Here is a 15553-nt window from a genome sequence, read left to right as displayed (position 1 = left end):
ATGGTAGTGTGGGGTCTCCCCATGTGAGAGTAGGGAACTGCCAGGCATCAAACAAGTGAAGAGGCCATCCGGAAGGATGGCCTTTTTGCGTTTGTTTGTTGAAAAACGGCAGGCCGGGCAAGGCGAAGCCGTCACCCGGCAGATCTCAGACTGCACACCACGCCAAAATAAACGCTGCAATCCCCTCCACATTATTCAAATCCAGAACCGGTACTTCCAGCGACAACGCAACGTCACTGGCCACGGCAATCACATGCTCATCCAGCATTAGTTCGCTAACATCATGCCCGGCGTCGTTTCTGAACAGCAAGATCTTGGGCACGGCCTCATGCTTAAACCCCTCAACCAACACCACATCCAGCGTGGAGTGATCCATCCGGCTGACAAGATAAGCGAGATCCAGCGGTGCTTCATCCGGTGTTTCTGTCATTAACGCCCAGCGCTGGTTACTCGCCACCATCGTTTGTGCAGCGCCAGCCTTACGCAGCTCATAGCTATCTTTCCCGGGCTTATCGACATCCATATTATGGTGCGTATGCTTAATCAATCCGGGACGAATGCCTTTGGCGCAAAGTGCAGGTATTAGTTTTTTTAGCAGCGTAGTCTTCCCGGTGCCACTCCAGGCAGAGATCGCTAATACGGGTATCATTTCTTCTCCTGCATTATCTGCAAATCTTCCGTCGTGTTTACATTCACAAACGCCGATTTCATGTCGCTGAAATCAACGGAATGCCCTCCGGACTGACGCATAAATACCATAACGCGTCGCTCTCCTTCGGCCAGGTAATCTTCCAGCGCGGATATTAACGAGCGATTAATCAATGCGATCGTTGGATGGTCGCGTTCACCGTCGTGTACCCAGACGACGGGAGCACCACCGCGCCGCTGCACCAGACGTTCAACCAGGCAGGACGGGATGAAGGGCGTATCACATGAACAAAAGAGAAACCACTCTCCATGCGACTGCTGCATAACGGAAAGCATTCCCGCCAGCGGACCGGGGTAGTCCACCAGGTTATCCTGATAAACCGGATACCCGCTGCGCTGATAAATATCAACATGTCGGTTAGCGCTGATCGCCATCGAGGACACCTGATCTGCAAGCGTATCAGCAACATGCTGCCATAATGGTGTGTTGTTCAGGAGCTGAAGCCCCTTATCCTTTCCGCCCATTCGCGTTGCCCTGCCCCCGGCCAGAACAACTCCGATGATTTCCTGGCATTGATTCACGAATATCGCCTCTTTTATTGTGGGATTGACCCTGCTAACGTGTCTCTCTAAATGAAAGGAGCACTACCATGAAATGTAAACGTCTTAATGAAGTCATTGAGCTTCTCCAGCCGGCCTGGCAAAAAGAGCCAGAGCTGAATCTGATGCAATTTTTACAGAAACTGGCGAAAGAGTCAGGTTTTGATGGTGAACTGGCAGACCTTTCTGACGACATCCTGATCTATCACCTGAAAATGCGTGACTCGGCTAAAGATGCTGTTATTCCTGGCATTCAGAAAGATTATGAAGAGGATTTTAAAACCGCATTACTGCGTGCCCGAGGCGTAATTAAAGAGTAAAAGCTTGTAAGCGGAGCCACCGAAATCGCCACAAGATGATATCCTGAATCATTCGTATAATTTCCGGATGATCGGATGAACGACCAGGCTTTTACTTTCCAGACACTACACCCGGATACCATTATGGATGCGCTGTTCGAACAGGGTATTCGGGTGGATTCCGGGTTAACCCCTTTAAACAGCTACGAAAACCGTGTCTACCAATTTCAGGACGAAGAGCGCCAGCGCTTTGTCGTAAAGTTTTACCGTCCACAGCGCTGGTCCGCAGAACAAATTCAGGAAGAGCATCAGTTTGCCCACGATCTGCTGGATGACGATGTTCCCGTTGCGGCACCCATTAAATTCAATAACCAAACGCTGCTGACCCATCAGGGCTTTTACTACGCGGTATTTCCGAGCCTGGGCGGAAGACAGTTTGAGGCAGATAATATCGATCAGATGGAATGGGTTGCCCGCTATCTGGGGCGCATTCATCAGACGGGACGTAAAAAACCGTTTGTTGCCCGTCCGACGATTGGTGTTCAGGAATATCTTGTTGAGCCGCGACAGGTATTCGAAACATCGGCGCTGATCCCGAATGCGCTAAAGGATAATTTCCTCACGGCGACCGATAAGCTTATTGATGCTGTAAAAGCCTGCTGGCGGGATGATATTACTACTCTGCGCCTGCACGGTGACTGCCACGCCGGGAATATTCTCTGGCGCGATGGCCCACTATTTGTCGATCTTGATGACGCACGTATGGGACCCGCGGTGCAGGATCTGTGGATGCTGCTCAACGGTGATAAAGCCGAGCAGCGCATGCAGCTTGAGACCATAATTGAAGCTTATGAAGAATTTAGCCCCTTTAATTCAGACGAAATTGCCTTGATAGAACCTTTACGTGCGATGCGATTTGTTTATTATCTCGCGTGGTTAATCAGGCGTTGGGAAGACCCGGCTTTTCCCCGAAATTTCCCCTGGCTTACCGGGGAGGATTACTGGCGCAACCAGATATCCACATTTACCGCGCAGGTTAAGGTTCTACAGGAACCCCCTTTGCAATTAACGCCGATGTATTAATTGGACACACCCAGGAGAGAGTTGATCATGAAAAAAATTTGGCTGGCGCTGGCTGGTATGATTCTGGCATTTAGCGCAACTGCTGCACAGTTTACCGACGGCAAGCAGTACATTACGCTGGACAAGCCTGTTGCTGGCGAGCCTCAGGTGCTGGAGTTCTTCTCCTTCTACTGCCCGCACTGCTATGAGTTTGAGCAGGTACTTCATGTTTCTGACAACGTGAAGAAAAAGCTGCCGGAAGGCACCAAAATGACGAAATACCACGTTGAGTTCCTTGGCCCACTGGGTAAAGATCTGACTCAGGCATGGGCGGTCGCGATTGCGCTGGGTGTGGAAGATAAGATCACCGCGCCTATGTTTGAAGCCGTACAGAAAACCCAGACCGTACAAACTACGGCAGATATCCGTAAAGTGTTCGTGGATGCCGGTGTTAAAGGTGAAGACTACGACGCTGCCTGGAACAGTTTCGTGGTGAAATCTCTCGTGGCACAGCAGGAAAAAGCTGCCGCTGACTTCCAGTTGCAGGGCGTGCCGGCGATGTATGTTAACGGCAAATACCAGGTGAATATGCGTGGTATGGACACGACCAGCATGGATATCTTCGTACAACAGTACGCTGATACCGTGAAATACCTGGTTGAGAAAAAGTAACAAACATAAAGAAAACCGCCGGTCACTGACCGGCGTTTTTGTATGAAGATTTAATCTTAGCTATCTGCTCGTCTTTCTCTTTCCAGAGTGTATTAAGCCAAAGCTGGAAACGACGTTTGAAGTTTTTATCGTTGACATAATCCCCGTGCAGTTCAGTGCTGACGGGCATCAGCTCAACGCGGACAACGATACGCGTCAGCCTGCCGCTGAGCATATCGCAGAACGGCGTCCTGTCATTTTCCGGATAGCAGAGCGTTACGTTCAACAATTTATCGAACTGCTCACCCAGCACGTTGAGCGCCATTGCGATGCCCGCAGCCTTTGGCGGCAACAGGTTCTGATAAGGAGAACGAGTCTGCTGGCGCTTCTCTTCGGTAAAGCGTGATCCTTCGACGAAGTTAACAATGGTGGTGGGATGCGCGCGAAACTTCTCGCAAGAACGGCGCGTGGTTTCCACGTCCTTACCGCGGCGTTCCGGATGACGAATTAAATAGCTGCGTGAATAGCGTTTCATAAACGGCATATCCAGCGCCCAGCAGGCCAGTCCAATGAAAGGCACCCAGGCCAGCTGCTGTTTCAGAAAGTATTTGTTCATCGGAATGTGTTTGCGAAACAGTACGCACAATACAACGATGTCGGCCCAGCTGTGGTGATTGCAGATCAGCAGATACCAGTTCTTTTTGTTCAGCTTCTCCAGCCCCTGAACATCCCACTTCAGCCAGGGGTTCAGATGCAGCAGGATCGCCAGCCCTTCACACCAGCAGTACATCATAAAATTACAAAAAGCAGACACCGCGCGCCATACCGGAGGGACAGGCAGCAGAAGTTTAATTATTCCGGCAACGATGATTGGCACAGAACAGGCGATGGTAACCAGAATAGTTAAAATGACGCTTAACCATAATGTTATCGCTGCGAGTATTCTCGACATAATGAATTTATTCAGATAGTTAGCTGTAATTGAGCAGCCGGCTATCCGGTGCTGGGCGCCGATCTTATCAGAAATTCGCTCAGACCAGGGCGGTTTCACACCAGGAGGCTGCGGCTTTTCCTGCCAGGCAGCGAATTTTTGCATATAGACAGAGTGCTTAAGTCTTATATCCACATAGACTAAATAAACATCAGTGAAGCTCGATCTTAAGTGATCTTATAGCAATGCTTTGATTTTATTATATAAATAAGTTTTCAGTATCACTTTTATAAAGCTGTTATTCACCTGTATTAAAAATATGCACAAACTTATCCACAGTTTTGTTTTGCGAGCGATCTTCCCGATCGCAAAATCTTTTTCTGTATAAAGCGCTAAAACCTGATGTTTTCATCCTTCTGTGGCATCCTTTACCCATAAATTCATAAAAGGCACGGACATTATGGTTCAGATCCCAGAAAACCCACTTATACTCGTCGATGGCTCTTCTTACCTGTATCGGGCGTATCATGCGTTTCCTCCTCTGACCAACAGCGCAGGGGAACCTACCGGCGCAATGTACGGCGTGCTGAATATGCTTCGCAGCCTGATTCTGCAATACCACCCAACCCATGCGGCCGTGGTGTTTGATGCGAAGGGTAAAACCTTCCGCGATGAATTATTTGAGCATTACAAATCTCACCGTCCCCCTATGCCTGACGATCTGCGTGCGCAAATTGAACCGTTGCACGCTATGGTGAAAGCGATGGGGCTGCCACTGCTGGCGGTCTCAGGCGTTGAAGCTGATGACGTAATTGGTACCCTGGCGCGCGAAGCGGAAAAAGCAGGCCGCCCGGTTCTGATCAGTACCGGTGATAAAGACATGGCGCAGCTGGTAACGCCCGGGATCACGCTGATCAACACCATGACAAACACCATTCTTGGCCCGGAAGAAGTGGTCGCCAAATATGGCGTGCCGCCAGAGCTCATTATTGATTTCCTCGCCCTGATGGGCGATTCCTCGGATAACATTCCTGGCGTACCGGGCGTAGGCGAAAAAACAGCTCAGGCGCTGCTGCAAGGGCTGGGCGGGCTGGATACGCTGTATGCAGAACCCGACAAAATTGCCGGTCTTACCTTCCGTGGCGCAAAAACCATGGCCGGAAAGCTCGCCGATAACAAAGAGGTGGCTTATCTCTCCTATCAGTTGGCCACCATCAAAACTGACGTAGAGCTGGAGCTTACCTGCGAGCAGCTGGAAGTGCAGGAACCCGCCGCCGACGAACTGCTTGGCCTGTTCAGAAAATACGAATTTAAACGCTGGACCGCGGATGTTGAAGCCGGGAAATGGCTTCAGGCGAAAGGGGCTAAACCTGCGGCGAAGCCGAAAGAGACCATCGTTGTCAATGCCGAAGAGCAGGCAGAAGAAGAGGCGGTAGCGCTCTCCTTCGACAACTATGAAACCATCCTTGAAGAGTCACGGCTCATCGCCTGGATTGAAAAGCTGAAAAAAGCGCCAGTATTTGCTTTCGATACCGAAACGGACAGCCTCGATAACATTACGGCCAATATGGTGGGCCTGTCATTCGCAACGGAGCCGGGTATTGCAGCCTATGTTCCGGTGGCTCACGACTATCTGGATGCGCCGGAGCAAATCTCCCGCGAGCGCGCCTTAGAACTGCTGAAGCCGATTCTGGAAGACGAGAAAGCGCTGAAGGTCGGGCAAAACCTGAAGTACGACCGCGGTATTCTGCAAAACTACGGCATTGAGCTGCGTGGTATCGCTTTTGACACCATGCTGGAATCTTACATTCTGGACAGCGTGGCGGGCCGCCATGATATGGATTCCTTATCCGATCGTTGGCTGAAACACAAAACCATCACCTTTGAAGAAATTGCCGGTAAGGGCAAAAATCAGCTGACCTTTAACCAGATCGCGCTGGAAGAAGCAGGCCGCTACGCCGCGGAAGACGCTGACGTCACGCTACAGCTGCATCTCAAAATGTGGCCGAAATTGCAGAAGCACGAAGGGCCGCTGAATGTGTTCCAGAACATTGAGATGCCGCTGGTGCCTGTGCTGTCCCGCATTGAGCGCAATGGCGTTAAAATCGACCCAACGGTGCTGCATAACCACTCTGGTGAGCTGGCGCAGCGCCTGACCGAGCTTGAACAGAAAGCGCATGAGCTTGCTGGCGAGGCATTTAACCTGTCTTCACCGAAACAGCTGCAAACCATCCTGTTTGAAAAACAGGGTATCAAGCCGCTGAAGAAAACCCCGGGTGGCGCCCCTTCAACGTCTGAAGAGGTGCTGGAAGAGCTGGCGCTGGACTATCCGCTGCCAAAAGTTATTCTGCAATACCGTGGTCTGGCTAAGCTGAAATCGACCTATACCGACAAACTGCCGTTGATGATCAACCCGAAAACGGGCCGCGTGCACACCTCCTATCACCAGGCTGTGGCGGCGACCGGGCGACTTTCGTCAACCGATCCTAACCTTCAGAACATTCCGGTGCGTAATGAAGAGGGCCGCCGTATTCGCCAGGCTTTCATTGCGCCAGAGGATTATCTGATTGTCTCCGCGGACTACTCGCAAATCGAACTGCGTATTATGGCGCACCTGTCACGCGACAAAGGCCTGCTGACGGCCTTTGCCGAAGGGAAGGACATCCACCGGGCAACCGCTGCCGAAGTGTTTGGGCTGCCGCTGGAGAGCGTGACAAACGAGCAGCGTCGTAGTGCAAAAGCGATCAACTTCGGTCTGATTTACGGCATGAGTGCCTTTGGTCTTTCACGCCAGCTCAATATCCCGCGTAAAGAGTCGCAGAAGTATATGGATCTCTACTTCGAGCGGTATCCGGGCGTGCTGGAATATATGGAACGTACCCGCGCACAGGCGAAAGAGAAAGGCTACGTTGAAACGCTGGATGGCCGTCGTCTCTACCTTCCGGATATCAAATCCAGCAACGCCGCGCGCCGGGCTGGTGCTGAACGTGCTGCGATCAACGCCCCTATGCAGGGCACTGCGGCGGACATCATTAAACGCGCAATGATTGCCGTCGATGCCTGGCTCGAAAAAGAGAAACCGCGTGTGAAAATGATCATGCAGGTACACGATGAACTGGTCTTTGAAGTTCATAAAGACGATCTGGAGACGGTCTCTAAGAAGATCCATGAACTGATGGAAAACAGCATGAAGCTGGACGTACCATTGCTGGTGGAAGTGGGTAGCGGCGAAAACTGGGATCAGGCTCACTAAGGGTTATCGGAATAACGCGCGTTTTATGTAAGTAAGCAACATAAGTACGCGCGTTTTGTGACGATCATTAGAATTCCCTATGTAAAGAATGAAAAAAAACTACAAAAAGTGCTTTGTCCAGCGATAAAAAAAGAGTAGAGTTAACGACGTAGGGTACAGAGGTAAGATGTTCTATCTTTCAGACCTTTTACTTCACGTAATCGGATTTGGCTGAATATTTTAGCCGCCCCAGTCAGTAATGACTGGGGCGTTTTTTATTGCGGCAAAGAAAGTTTCAGGCGAAAAAAAGCGCGGTCATCGCCGCGCCTGTTGTTACTCTGCTTCCGCTTCAGTCGCCGGTTCCAGATCGTTAAACCAGCTGTCGAGCTTCTGTCGCAGTTTATCCACGCCCTGCTTTTTCAGCGAGGAGAACGGTTCAACCTGTACATCACCGTTGAATGCCAGCACCGCTTCACGAACCTTGTTCACCTGCGCCTTGCGCGCGCCGCTTGCCAGCTTATCCGCTTTTGTCAGCAGCACCAGCACCGCAATATCGCTTGCCACCGCCCAGTCAATCATCTGCTGGTCGAGATCTTTTAGCGGATGACGAATATCCATTAGCACCACCAGACCTTTCAGACACATGCGTTTTTCCAGGTATTCGCCCAGCGCACGCTGCCATTTGATCTTCATCTCTTCCGGTACCTGCGCGTAACCGTAGCCCGGTAAATCGACCAGGCGTTTGCCTTCAGCCACTTCAAACAGGTTAATCAGCTGAGTACGGCCAGGTGTTTTCGAGGTACGCGCCAGGTTTTTCTGATTGGTGAGCGTATTCAGGGCACTGGATTTTCCCGCATTGGAGCGGCCAGCAAATGCCACTTCAATCCCTGTGTCTGAGGGCAAGTGGCGAATATCGGGCGCACTGGTGACAAAATGCGTCTGTTGGTAGTTCCAGGTAGTCACGTGGTCGTCTCCAAAAATCGTAATCTGCGGGGATTATACCTGAATGCGGGCAAAAGGCTTTTCCCTTCGTCATTGACATGTAAGTGAAAGCCCTACGGAATGTAAGAGATCTGCCCTTGAGCGTATGAGAAATTTAAGAGAAATCGCAGGCGCTAAAAAACTCAAAATATTAAAATTCAGAGAGTTATTAATGAGTAATTATCTGAAAATCCGGTTTTGTACCTTTTCATAGCTTGTTAGTTTAAGGGAACAAGGTAAAGTGTGTGCCAGGGCGAGGATGCCAACAGGATAACGACTTAAGGATAAGGGTCAGGAGCGCCAGGAGGCGAAGACTCAGGATTGTCAGGACGACCGGCGCCTGGAGGCGTTTTTAACAGGAAACGGAACCGTATCACGGACGGTAGTAGCCAAGGGATAAACAGGGTTTGTTGCAGGCAAACAGGGAATGTCTGACCCGTTAAGGGTTGTGAGTCAGGAAAAAAGGCGACAGATTGCTCTGTCGCCTTTTTTCTTTGCTTGCTTTCTGCTAGATTTCGCCGCAATTCTATACTGAAGAAAACGACTTAAAGATAAAACATCATGAAAAAACCGACCTCCGCTGCGGGCGTGAAACGCCCTGCAAAAGCACGCCGCAAAACGCGCGAAGAACTGAATCAGGAAGCGCGCGATCGCAAACGCGATAAAAAACATCGTGGCCATGCTGCGGGTAGCCGTGCTAACGGTGGCGGTGCCGCAGGCGCTTCTGCAAAAGGCAAACAGCAGAAAGATCCTCGTATCGGCAGTAAAACTCCCATTCCACTGGGCGTGACAGACACGCCGGTCACTAAGCAGCACAAACCAAAGAGCGAGAAACCTATGCTTTCACCGCAGGCTGAGCTGGATATGCTGGAGAACGATGAGCGCCTGGATGCGCTGCTGGAACGTCTTGAAGAGGGTGAAACCCTGACCGCTGAAGAGCAGTCCTGGGTGGACGCCAAACTGGACCGCATTGATGAACTGATGCAGAAGCTGGGTCTGTCCTACGATGATGAAGAAGACGAAGAGGAAGACGAAAAGCAGGAAGATATGATGCGTCTGCTGAAAGGTGGAAACTAACATTTGCACCCGGCAGGTACACTCGTCCTGCTTATAACCCTTCCGGTTATATGTTATCTGGTGTGGTTATTCGTTAAACTACGGCGGTTGTCGCGGCGACAGAAGTGGCTGCGCACCCGAATGATGTCCCGCAACGGGACCAGAACGGGCCGCCGAATACGAACGCGACACCAACGGAAGGAGTGAGCATGTCTGTACCATCTATCGACTGGGATTTGGCCCTGATCCAGAAATATAACTATTCCGGGCCGCGTTATACCTCATACCCCACCGCGCTGGAGTTTTCTGATGCTTTCGGCGAGGCGGATTTTCAGCAAGCTGTGGCGCGCTATCCCGAGCGCCCGCTGTCGCTCTACGTCCATATTCCGTTCTGCCATAAGCTCTGCTACTTCTGCGGCTGCAATAAAATCGTTACCCGCCAGCAGCACAAAGCCGATCAATACCTCGATGCGCTCGAACAGGAAATTCTGCACCGCGCACCGCTGTTTAAAGGGCGTCACGTCAGCCAGCTTCACTGGGGCGGTGGTACGCCAACTTATCTGAATAAAGCGCAGATCAGCCGCCTGATGGCGCTGCTGCGCGGCAATTTTAGTTTTAACGACGACGCCGAAATTTCGATCGAGGTCGATCCGCGTGAAATCGAGCTGGATGTGCTGGATCATTTACGCGCCGAAGGTTTCAACCGCCTGAGTATGGGCGTACAGGACTTCAACAAAGAAGTACAGCGCCTGGTAAACCGCGAGCAGGACGAAGCGTTTATCTTTGCCTTACTCAACCATGCGCGTGAAATCGGCTTTACCTCAACGAATATAGACCTGATTTACGGCCTGCCGAAGCAGACGCCGGAGAGCTTCGCCTACACGCTTAAACGCGTGGCTGAGCTTAACCCGGACCGTCTGAGCGTCTTTAACTATGCGCACCTGCCGACGCTGTTCGCCGCTCAGCGCAAAATCAAAGATGCGGATCTGCCTTCCGCCCAGCAGAAGCTGGACATTTTGCAGGAGACCATCGCCTCGCTGACCGAAACCGGCTATCAGTTTATCGGAATGGATCACTTTGCCCGCCCTGACGATGAACTGGCGATTGCCCAGCGCGAAGGTGTTCTCCACCGTAACTTCCAGGGCTACACCACCCAGGGCGATACCGATCTGCTCGGAATGGGCGTCTCCGCCATCAGCATGATTGGCGACTGCTACGCCCAGAATCAGAAAGAGCTGAAGCTGTACTATCAGCAGATAGACGAAACCGGCAACGCGCTGTGGCGCGGCATCGCGCTAACCCGCGACGACTGCATCCGTCGTGATGTGATTAAGGCGCTTATCTGCAACTTCCGTCTCGAATTTCGCGAGGTGGAGTCGCAATGGGATCTGCAATTCAGCGATTACTTTGCCGAAGACCTGAAGCTTCTGGCGCCGCTGGCGAAAGACGGGCTGGTGGATGTGTCGGAGAGTGCGGTTGTCGTCACGCCGAAAGGACGTCTGTTGATTCGTAATATCTGCATGTGCTTCGATGCCTATCTGCGTCAGAAGGCGCGTTTACAGCAGTTCTCGCGGGTGATTTGAGCTGTAATGCCGGGTGGCGGCTTTGCCTTACCCGGCCTACTTAAGTGCGAGATGTAGGCCGGGTAAGCGAAGCGCCACCCGGCTTTTCATCGACAGCTCGTTAGCTAAACAGCCCAACCAGTGCCGCACACAATACCGCCGCAACGGCAGTTTGTGGCGTGTGGCTTTCTGCTGCTCCGCTCGAAAGCAAAGTCACTAATGATTCCAGCATGATGCTCCCCCCTGTTTCCGGGCACGATCATACAAAACTCATCGGAACAGTAAAGCGCAAAATAACGGCACTTTGCGCTCAATTAGTAACCTTTACACAGCGGAGTAAGATCACTCCATTCCCAGCTCTTTCAGCTTGCGCGTCAGGGTGTTTCGACCCCATCCCAACAGGCGAGCCGCTTCCTGTTTGTGGCCCTGGGTATGACGAAGCGCGGTAGTCAACAGCGTGCGCTCCATCTCAGGCTGCGCTTCGGAGAGCAGATTTTGATGACCGGAACGCAGCGCGCGATCTGCCCACTGCGCCAGCAGCGTCGCCCAGCTGTCCGGCAGCGCATGTCCGGCGGTGCTTTCGGGCACGGTGGCTTCAAACAGCTCGGCGGGGAGATCCTGAATCAACACTTCCTGTCCGGCGGCCATTACGGTCAGCCAGCGACAGGTGTTTTCCAGCTGACGCACGTTGCCCGGCCACGCCAGACGGGTGAGGGCGGCATCCGTTTCCGGATGAAGCTGCTTGGCTTCCACGCCCAGCTCGCGGGCCGCCACTTGCAGGAAATGGCGCGCCAGACGCGGGATATCTTCCCGACGCTCGCGCAGCGGCGGGAGGTGGACGCGGATCACGTTCAGACGATGGAATAAATCCTCACGGAATTTCCCCTCCTGCACGCGCAGCTCCAGGTTCTGGTGCGTCGCGGCAATAATACGCACGTCCACCTTCACCGGCGCATACCCGCCCACGCGGTAAAACTGGCCATCTGCCAGCACGCGCAGCAGTCGGGTCTGAACATCCAGCGGCATATCGCCGATTTCATCCAGGAATAGCGTTCCGCCGTCAGCCTGTTCAAAGCGTCCCTGACGAATGGTATTTGCCCCGGTAAACGCCCCTTTTTCGTGGCCGAACAGCTCAGATTCAATCAAATCTTTGGGGATCGCCGCCATGTTCAGGGCGATGAAAGGCGCTTTCGCCCGCGGGCTGTGGCGATGCAGGGCGTGCGCAACCAGCTCTTTACCGGTCCCTGATTCACCGTTAATCAAGACGCTGATAGACGAGCGCGACAGACGCCCGATGATGCGAAACACGTCCTGCATGGCCGGCGCTTCACCGATGATGTCCGTCGTAGGCCCGAAATCAGGCGCGTGGCGGGGCTGCTGTTGCTCCTGATAGTGGCTGATGGCGCGTTCGACCAGGGCAACGGCTTCGTCGATATCAAACGGTTTTGGCAGGTAATCAAACGCCCCCTGCTGGTAGGCGCTAACGGCGGCATCCAGGTCGGAGTGGGCGGTCATTATGATGACCGGAAGCATGGGGTGGCGCTGTTTGATCTGCTTTAAGAGCGCCAGTCCGTCCATGCCCGGCATGCGAATATCCGAGAGCAGAACGTCCGGCGTTTTGGTGGTGAGTGCGTCGAGCACTTCGCTGCCGCTCTCAAACGTCGTGCAGCTTAATCCCGCTCCTGTGAGCGCGCGTTCAAGCACCCAACGGATGGAGCTATCGTCATCGACTACCCAGACTATCCCTCGTTGCATAAACGTCACCTTTATTTTTTAATCGGCAGGAAAACCGAAAACTCGGTATGTCCCGGCCAACTGGTAAATTCAATTTTGCCGGAGTGTTGGTCAATCAAATTACGGGCTATGGATAACCCCAGCCCGGTGCCGCCTTCGCGACCGCTGACCATCGGGTAGAACAGGGTGTCCTGGAGATGCGGCGGGATCCCCGGCCCGTTATCTTCCACATCAATACGTGCCGCCAGACGATAACGCACGCCGTGCAGCGTCAGCTGGAACGCGGTGCGGGTACGCAGAATAATTTCGCCACCCTCCGGGCCCAGCGCCTGCAACGCGTTACGCACAATGTTCAACAGCACCTGTTCAATCTGGTCCGGATCGTGCGCCAGCTCCGGCAGGCTTGGGTCGTAATCACGCACCAGCGTGACGTTATCCGGCAGCTCCATAGAGACGAGTTTCACCACCCGCTCCGCGACCTTGTGAATGCTTTCTGAAACATGCATCCCCGGCTGCTGCGGCCCGAGCAGGCGATCGACCAGATTACGCAGACGGTCCGCCTGCTCGATAATGACGTTGGTATACTCCGCCAGGGCAGGGTCAGGCAGCGCTTTGGTCAAAAGCTGTGCCGCACCGCGTAAGCCGCCCAGCGGGTTTTTAATTTCATGAGCCAGCCCGCGTACCAGGTCGCGCGCCGCAATCTGCTGAGCATGCTGTAGCTGCTCCTGGCTGAGACGACGCTGGTTATCCATCGGCGCCATTTCCAGCAGAATCATGCCATCTGGCAGGCGCTGTGCGGTGAGGGACAAAATATGCGAGCGTCCGTCAATCACCAGCGTCACTTCGTTATCGGTGAAGCCCTGACCCGCCTGCAAACTCTCCTGCATCAGACCAATATTCAGCGAGAAATAGCTCAGCAGTTCCGGCAGCGGCGTGCCAAACAGTTTACGGGCGCTTTGGGCGAGCAGCTGCTGTGCCGCCGGATTGGCGTAATGCACCGCCAGCTCGTCGTCGACCAGCAAAATACTGTTAATCAAAGAATTGAGGATCTGCCCAGCATCGGGCAGCGTGCCAGTTGCCATTCAGCAGTCTCCTGGAGTCGTTGCACTATTTTAGTGCAGTATAGCGTTTTAGAGGTAAAAAGCGCGTGAGATCAGGTTGTTGGTGGAGAAAAAAGCCCATCCGAAGATGGGCTAAAGTTTCCACGGCAACTACTCCCGACGCGTATGCGCCGGGTAAAACAAATCAATTAAACGCTGTAGTACAGTTCGAACTCAACCGGGTGCGGCGTCATGCGAACGCGGTCGTTTTCTTCGGTACGCAGCGCGATGTAAGCGTCGATTGCTTCATCGGTGAACACGCCGCCAGCGGTCAGGAACTCACGGTCTGCGTCCAGCGCTTGCAGGGCTTCTTCCAGCGAGCCGGCAACCTGTGGGATCTCTTTCGCTTCTTCTGGCGGCAGGTCGTACAGGTTTTTGTCCATGGCTTCGCCCGGGTGGATCTTGTTCTTGATACCGTCCAGACCGGCCATCAGCAGTGCTGCGAAGCACAGGTATGGGTTAGCCGCCGGGTCCGGGAAGCGCACTTCGATACGACGCGCTTTCGGAGACGCCACCACCGGGATACGGATAGAAGCAGAACGGTTACGGGCAGAGTACGCCAGCATCACCGGTGCTTCGTAGCCTGGGACCAGACGCTTGTAGGAGTTGGTGGTCGGGTTCGCCAGGGCGTTGATCGCTTTAGCGTGTTTGATAACACCGCCGATGTAGTGCAGCGCCTGCTCAGACAGACCCGCGTATTTGTCGCCAGAGAACAGGTTGGTGCCGTTCTTGGACAGGGACATGTGGCAGTGCATACCGGAACCGTTGTCGCCGAACATGGGTTTTGGCATGAAGGTCGCGGTTTTACCGAAACGGTGCGCAACGTTGTGCACAACGTATTTGTAGATCTGAATCTCATCCGCTTTCTTAGTCATGGTGTTGAAGCGGGTTGCGATTTCGTTCTGGCCAGCCGTTGCCACTTCGTGGTGGTGCGCTTCAACAACCAGACCCATCTCTTCCATGATCAGACACATGGTAGAACGGATGTCCTGTGAAGAATCGACCGGAGGAACCGGGAAGTAACCGCCTTTCACGCCCGGACGGTGACCTTTGTTACCACCTTCGTATTTGGTGGAAGAGTTCCATGCGCCTTCGATGTCATCGATAGCGACGTGGGAACCAGAAATGGAAGCGCCAAAACGGATGTCGTCGAACAGGAAGAACTCTGGCTCTGGCCCGAACAGAACGGTGTCTGCGATGCCGGTAGAGCGCAGGTACTCTTCAGCGCGTTTTGCGATGGAGCGAGGGTCACGGTCATAGCCTTGCAGCGTGCCAGGTTCCAGGATATCGCAGCGGATGATCAGCGTAGGTTCTTCGTAGAACGGGTCAATGAGAGCAGTGGTTGCATCTGGCATCAGAACCATGTCGGATTCGTTAATGCCTTTCCAGCCGCCAATGGAGGAGCCGTCAAACATTTTGCCTTCTTCAAAGAATTCGGCGTTCACCTGATGAGCAGGGATCGTGACGTGCTGTTCTTTACCTTTGGTATCGGTGAAGCGCAGATCAACAAACTTCACTTCATGTTCGTTCAGCATCGTCAAAACGTGTTCAGCGGACATACTTAACTCTCCAGATTGGTCATTGTCGTCGTGGTAACGAGGTCCTGATGAATCCCCTAATGATTTTGGTAAAAATCATTAAGTTAAGGTGGATACACATCTTGTCATATGATCAAATGGTTTCGCGAAAAATCAATA

At 53.0% G+C, this 15553-nt stretch carries 14 protein-coding genes; 6 read left to right on the top strand and 8 right to left on the bottom strand.

All coding sequences use genetic code 11. The annotated features are described in order from the left end of the window. Positions 1-145: 145 nt before the first annotated feature. Together mobB and mobA are read right to left on the bottom strand one after the other, a co-directional pair. Positions 146-649: a molybdopterin-guanine dinucleotide biosynthesis protein MobB gene (gene mobB / locus ACOTWU_RS24340; protein ID WP_040118253.1), complete on the bottom strand. Its 504-nt coding sequence runs from the start codon at positions 647-649 to the stop codon at positions 146-148. Beyond that, positions 646-1230 (bottom strand): molybdenum cofactor guanylyltransferase MobA, encoded by a 585-nt coding sequence (gene mobA / locus ACOTWU_RS24335; RefSeq protein WP_040118252.1) that lies wholly within the window; start codon positions 1228-1230, stop codon positions 646-648. The genes mobB and mobA overlap by 4 nt, the downstream gene beginning before the upstream one ends. A gap of 68 nt (positions 1231-1298) precedes the next feature. On the opposite strand from mobA, the gene ACOTWU_RS24330 reads away from it, so the two are divergent. The 3 genes from ACOTWU_RS24330 to dsbA all read left to right on the top strand — a co-directional run bounded on the left by ACOTWU_RS24330 (position 1299) and on the right by dsbA (position 3281). Continuing rightward, positions 1299-1568, top strand: a complete 270-nt coding sequence (locus tag ACOTWU_RS24330; RefSeq protein ID WP_003861904.1) for a YihD family protein — start codon at positions 1299-1301, stop codon at positions 1566-1568. 75 nt (positions 1569-1643) lie between these two features. Continuing rightward, positions 1644-2630, top strand: a complete 987-nt coding sequence (locus ACOTWU_RS24325) for a serine/threonine protein kinase (protein ID WP_017382664.1) — start codon at positions 1644-1646, stop codon at positions 2628-2630. A 27-nt stretch (positions 2631-2657) separates the two neighbouring features. After that, entirely contained in the window at positions 2658-3281 is a 624-nt protein-coding gene (gene dsbA, locus ACOTWU_RS24320) for a thiol:disulfide interchange protein DsbA (RefSeq protein ID WP_003861908.1), read from the top strand. Between the two features lie 22 nt (positions 3282-3303). On the opposite strand, the gene ACOTWU_RS24315 is transcribed toward dsbA, so the two are convergent. Then, entirely contained in the window at positions 3304-4212 is a 909-nt protein-coding gene (locus tag ACOTWU_RS24315; RefSeq protein WP_040118332.1) for an acyltransferase, read from the bottom strand. Between the two features lie 439 nt (positions 4213-4651). On the opposite strand from ACOTWU_RS24315, the gene polA reads away from it, so the two are divergent. Next, positions 4652-7444 (top strand): DNA polymerase I, encoded by a 2793-nt coding sequence (polA, locus tag ACOTWU_RS24310; protein WP_040118250.1) that lies wholly within the window; start codon positions 4652-4654, stop codon positions 7442-7444. A gap of 312 nt (positions 7445-7756) precedes the next feature. On the opposite strand, the gene yihA is transcribed toward polA, so the two are convergent. Then, complete coding sequence (gene yihA, locus ACOTWU_RS24305) at positions 7757-8386, bottom strand: ribosome biogenesis GTP-binding protein YihA/YsxC (protein WP_003861913.1); 630 nt, start codon at positions 8384-8386, stop codon at positions 7757-7759. Between the two features lie 579 nt (positions 8387-8965). On the opposite strand from yihA, the gene yihI reads away from it, so the two are divergent. Both yihI and hemN read left to right on the top strand, forming a co-directional pair. Beyond that, positions 8966-9481 carry a Der GTPase-activating protein YihI gene (gene yihI / locus ACOTWU_RS24300; protein WP_015569898.1) on the top strand — a complete coding sequence of 172 codons (516 nt, stop codon included), beginning with the start codon at positions 8966-8968 and terminating at the stop codon, positions 9479-9481. Positions 9482-9669: 188 nt separating this feature from the next. Beyond that, positions 9670-11043: an oxygen-independent coproporphyrinogen III oxidase gene (hemN, locus tag ACOTWU_RS24295; RefSeq protein ID WP_015569899.1), complete on the top strand. Its 1374-nt coding sequence runs from the start codon at positions 9670-9672 to the stop codon at positions 11041-11043. A gap of 100 nt (positions 11044-11143) precedes the next feature. On the opposite strand, the gene ACOTWU_RS24290 is transcribed toward hemN, so the two are convergent. The 4 genes from ACOTWU_RS24290 to glnA all read right to left on the bottom strand — a co-directional run bounded on the left by ACOTWU_RS24290 (position 11144) and on the right by glnA (position 15415). Beyond that, positions 11144-11254, bottom strand: coding sequence for a YshB family small membrane protein (locus ACOTWU_RS24290; RefSeq protein WP_017382667.1), 111 nt, complete (start codon positions 11252-11254; stop codon positions 11144-11146). Positions 11255-11364: 110 nt separating this feature from the next. Continuing rightward, positions 11365-12777 (bottom strand): nitrogen regulation protein NR(I), encoded by a 1413-nt coding sequence (glnG, locus tag ACOTWU_RS24285; RefSeq protein ID WP_003861919.1) that lies wholly within the window; start codon positions 12775-12777, stop codon positions 11365-11367. Positions 12778-12788: 11 nt separating this feature from the next. Next, positions 12789-13838 carry a nitrogen regulation protein NR(II) gene (gene glnL, locus ACOTWU_RS24280; RefSeq protein ID WP_003861923.1) on the bottom strand — a complete coding sequence of 350 codons (1050 nt, stop codon included), beginning with the start codon at positions 13836-13838 and terminating at the stop codon, positions 12789-12791. 167 nt (positions 13839-14005) lie between these two features. Next, a complete protein-coding gene (gene glnA / locus ACOTWU_RS24275; RefSeq protein WP_003861925.1) occupies positions 14006-15415 on the bottom strand; it encodes a glutamate--ammonia ligase in 1410 nt (469 codons plus the stop codon). Between the last annotated feature and the right edge of the window lie 138 nt (positions 15416-15553).

Origin of the sequence: Enterobacter cloacae complex sp. GYL001, from assembly GCF_049237125.1 — a bacterium.
Taxonomy (GTDB): domain Bacteria; phylum Pseudomonadota; class Gammaproteobacteria; order Enterobacterales; family Enterobacteriaceae; genus Enterobacter; species Enterobacter hormaechei_C.
This window is presented reverse-complemented; position numbering and strand designations above follow the sequence as displayed.

Excerpts from the sequence above, each read along its gene's own strand:
- mobB (WP_040118253.1), bottom strand. The coding sequence starts at position 649 with ATGATACCCGTATTAGCGATCTCTGCCTGGAGTGGCACCGGGAAGACT.
- ACOTWU_RS24330 (WP_003861904.1), top strand. The coding sequence starts at position 1,299 with ATGAAATGTAAACGTCTTAATGAAGTCATTGAGCTTCTCCAGCCGGCC.
- ACOTWU_RS24325 (WP_017382664.1), top strand. The coding sequence starts at position 1,644 with ATGAACGACCAGGCTTTTACTTTCCAGACACTACACCCGGATACCATT.
- dsbA (WP_003861908.1), top strand. The coding sequence starts at position 2,658 with ATGAAAAAAATTTGGCTGGCGCTGGCTGGTATGATTCTGGCATTTAGC.
- ACOTWU_RS24315 (WP_040118332.1), bottom strand. The coding sequence starts at position 4,212 with ATGTCGAGAATACTCGCAGCGATAACATTATGGTTAAGCGTCATTTTA.
- polA (WP_040118250.1), top strand. The coding sequence starts at position 4,652 with ATGGTTCAGATCCCAGAAAACCCACTTATACTCGTCGATGGCTCTTCT.
- yihI (WP_015569898.1), top strand. The coding sequence starts at position 8,966 with ATGAAAAAACCGACCTCCGCTGCGGGCGTGAAACGCCCTGCAAAAGCA.
- hemN (WP_015569899.1), top strand. The coding sequence starts at position 9,670 with ATGTCTGTACCATCTATCGACTGGGATTTGGCCCTGATCCAGAAATAT.
- ACOTWU_RS24290 (WP_017382667.1), bottom strand. The coding sequence starts at position 11,254 with ATGCTGGAATCATTAGTGACTTTGCTTTCGAGCGGAGCAGCAGAAAGC.
- glnG (WP_003861919.1), bottom strand. The coding sequence starts at position 12,777 with ATGCAACGAGGGATAGTCTGGGTAGTCGATGACGATAGCTCCATCCGT.
- glnL (WP_003861923.1), bottom strand. The coding sequence starts at position 13,838 with ATGGCAACTGGCACGCTGCCCGATGCTGGGCAGATCCTCAATTCTTTG.
- glnA (WP_003861925.1), bottom strand. The coding sequence starts at position 15,415 with ATGTCCGCTGAACACGTTTTGACGATGCTGAACGAACATGAAGTGAAG.